The sequence below is a fragment of the Streptomyces macrosporus genome (assembly GCF_039533145.1).
GTDB classification, from domain to species: domain Bacteria; phylum Actinomycetota; class Actinomycetes; order Streptomycetales; family Streptomycetaceae; genus Streptomyces; species Streptomyces macrosporus.
In genome coordinates this window covers 1-2,817 of sequence record NZ_BAAASZ010000035.1, presented here as the reverse complement: position 1 = coordinate 2,817, position 2,817 = coordinate 1, and the positions used below count along the sequence as shown (strand labels likewise).

The 2,817-nt window shown below is 74.1% G+C and carries 3 protein-coding genes and 1 pseudogene; 1 reads left to right on the top strand and 3 read right to left on the bottom strand.

All coding sequences use genetic code 11. The features are described 5' to 3' along the window. Positions 1 to 625: 625 nt before the first annotated feature. Positions 626 to 853, bottom strand: coding sequence for a hypothetical protein (locus tag ABD335_RS24685; protein WP_344327435.1), 228 nt, complete (start codon positions 851 to 853; stop codon positions 626 to 628). A gap of 113 nt (positions 854 to 966) precedes the next feature. Here ABD335_RS24685 and ABD335_RS24680 point away from each other — a divergent pair. After that, a pseudogene (locus ABD335_RS24680) lies at positions 967 to 1,248 on the top strand (DUF6193 family natural product biosynthesis protein); the annotation flags it as partial. A gap of 295 nt (positions 1,249 to 1,543) precedes the next feature. Here ABD335_RS24680 and ABD335_RS24675 read toward each other — a convergent pair. Continuing rightward, positions 1,544 to 1,909: a hypothetical protein gene (locus ABD335_RS24675; RefSeq protein WP_344327766.1), complete on the bottom strand. Its 366-nt coding sequence runs from the start codon at positions 1,907 to 1,909 to the stop codon at positions 1,544 to 1,546. Continuing rightward, complete coding sequence (locus tag ABD335_RS24670; protein ID WP_344327431.1) at positions 1,906 to 2,574, bottom strand: hypothetical protein; 669 nt, start codon at positions 2,572 to 2,574, stop codon at positions 1,906 to 1,908. The genes ABD335_RS24675 and ABD335_RS24670 overlap by 4 nt, the downstream gene beginning before the upstream one ends. Positions 2,575 to 2,817 lie beyond the last annotated feature (243 nt).

Below are 2,817 nucleotides of genomic sequence, written 5' to 3'. Positions count from 1 at the left end.
GGGATGCCCGGTCAGTCGAAGAGTCCTTCGACGACGTCTTCGGCGATCTCACCGCCGATCTCTTCGGCCGTCTCTTCCGCGATCTCCTCGATGAGCTCCCCGAAGATGTCGTCCATATGCCGTACCCCTTCTTGTCGGTGTGGCCGACCCGCGGCACGCGTGAGGTGGCCGCGGGCTCGTGGGCGTCCGTTCAACGTGCTGTGCTGGGAGGCGAGTTCCCAGAAGATCTTCCTCGCGCGGCGTGTTGGCTGCCGGCCCGGGGTGGAGGAACAGCGGGGCCCGCTCCCCGCCGGCTCCACGCCCACTCCACGCCCGACTCCCGCAGCGCGGTGCGCTGGGCGGGGGTGAGGCGGTCGCGTCTTGTCCTGGTGTTCGATGACCGTATTGCGATGTGGCGGGTCCGCGGCAGTGGAGTGGCCGGCGGTCGCCGTCGGCCGCTGCCGACCGTCTTGCCTGCCGGGCCTGGTGGGGGCGCGGGACGGTCCGCCGCCGGCACGGGGGAGACGGGCCTGGGGGCTCACGGCCGCGGTGCGGTAGGTCCTCGGGCGGTGCACTGACCCGAGGCCGGGATGTCGCACGTGGTCCGTCGGGGCCGCCGCCCCGGGGATCGGCGGTCCGGGCCCGGTCAGGGGCCGTGCCCGCCCCTGCCGATCCCGCCGTCCGGTACTCCGAGGTCGCGGCCTGCGGCAGCCTTCCCGCAGCGCTCCGCGCCGAGGCGGAAGGCCGCCTCGGCGCCGTCCCCGTCACCTCCCCGGCCGATGCTCCACGCGACCGTCGCAAGCATCCTGCCGCACCGCGGGCCGCTGCGGATCAGCGCCTGGTCGCACGAACGGCGGTGGTCGATCTGCGGCACGGAGCCTTTCCAGGGCATGGCCCCCGTCGAGGGCGGGACGGAGGACCTGGCAGAGGTCGCCCGGGGCCGCCCGGGCGTGGCATGACGGGGCGGACCCGGGCGACCTCCGCCGGGTGGCACCCTTCGTGCACCCGACCGGCCGGTTCGAGGCGCCCGACCACGATCCCGCGCGTCTGACGGAAGCCGAGTGGCGGAGCCTGCGCCAGGAGGCGGGCGAACCGGAGGACGCCTGGCGCGAGACGTACCAGGACCTGATCGAGGCGGCCCGCGCCGAGCCGGCGCTGCGCGCTCTCCACCCGTTCACGAGCCACTGGGCGTTGCGCTTCTCGATCACCACCCGCCCGCGCCTGATCGTCGTCGGAGCGTGCCTGATGGCGAACGGCGACGGCACGTACGGGGTGGGCAGGGGCATCACCAGTGAGGACCTCGGCCGGTTCGCCACCGCGCACGAGGCCGAGCGTGACGCCGACCGTCTCAACGCCCCGATGGAGGGGAGGGCGGGCACGGTCGTGCCGGAGTTCAGGCTGCGGGCGGTGGCCGCTCCGTTCGACGTCGGCGACCACCGGGCCTGCCACGACCCGTACGAGGCCGACGCCACGCGCTCCCGGCGGCCTCCACCGGCCAGGAGATCCGGATCTCCGACGAGGCGGCCCGCTTCCCGTACGACGTGGTGGTCCAGCACGCCGAGCTCTACCGGCAGTACGACGGGTTCGCCGATCCGAGCGGGCGCTCGGCGTCGCTGGTGTGCAGTGCGGCCGAGAGAGCGTCGTGCAGCTCGCTCGGGATGGTTCCGGTCCCGAGGGCGCAGGCTTGGACCAGGTCGGCGCAGTCCTGGGCCTGTCGGTGGGTGGCGAGCGTGGTGAGCAGGGGGTGGGCCGGGAGTTCCCGGGCGGCGTGGCCGTCGCGGGCGTCCGCGACTCGGCGGTGCAGGGCATCGGCGAGACGGCGTGCGACCGGGTGTTCGGTGGAGCCGACCGTGTCCAGGAGGGTGAGACCGAGGCGGACGTCGAAGACGGTCCGGCCGGGCTCCGGCCGGTGGTCGAGGTAGGCGTTCACCGTGTTGGTCGGGTCCGGGTCGGCCGGCCGGCGGCGGTGCGGTGGCACAGCACGGTCAGGCAGGCGGTGACGTCCCGTTCCCATGGCTCGCCGGGGACGGTGTCGGTCAGGAGAGCCTGGGCGTGGTCGGTGTCGCCGGCGGTGAGGGCGGCCAGGACGGCGACCTGGCGGCCGTCGAGCATCCGAGCGCCCACGCCTCGGTGCCGTTCGAGGTGGGCCAGGGCGTCGCGCCGGCGTCCTTGGATGGTGAGGGTGCGGGTGCCGTCGGTGATCAGGACACGCCACAGCCACCCGCGCACCTCCCGGCGGTCTTCATCGGTGACGGTGAGGTCGGCCGGTACGGCGATCCCGTCCAATTCGGCGGCGGTGCCCGCGTCGACGGCCCGGTACAGGGCGGTCAGGTGTCGGTGGCCGGTGTCGGGGCGGCCGGCGCGGATGTGCAGGCGGGCGAGGTTGACCACGGGTTCCAGGCCGCGCATGGCGCTCGTGGCAGGCAGGGGGCAGGCGTGGAGGTAGGCGGCGGCGTGCCGGTGGCACAGCGTGCGGGCCAGGTCGGGCAGTCCCAGGTCGGAGGCGAGGAGCGCGGCCTGGTTGTAGACGGCCGAGGCCGGCCCCTGATCACTCTGGCGTGCCGCCTGGTCGGCCAGGTCGACCAACCCCCGCACGCGGGCGGGCAGGGGCAGGCGGGCCGGAACCGGGCGATGAGCGGGAACCGCCGTGCTATCGGGCTGTTGGGGTCCATGAAGTCCTCCCGAGCGACGATGACGGGGCGAATCGGCGGTTCCCGCCGAGTGCGCGGTCGGTGGGAACCGCCCACTTACGAGTTGGTGCGTGATAGTGGGCGAGGGCGTGATGACCTCTCGCGGGTTGTGGTTCAGATGGTCGTGGCGCGATCGGAGACGAGGCCG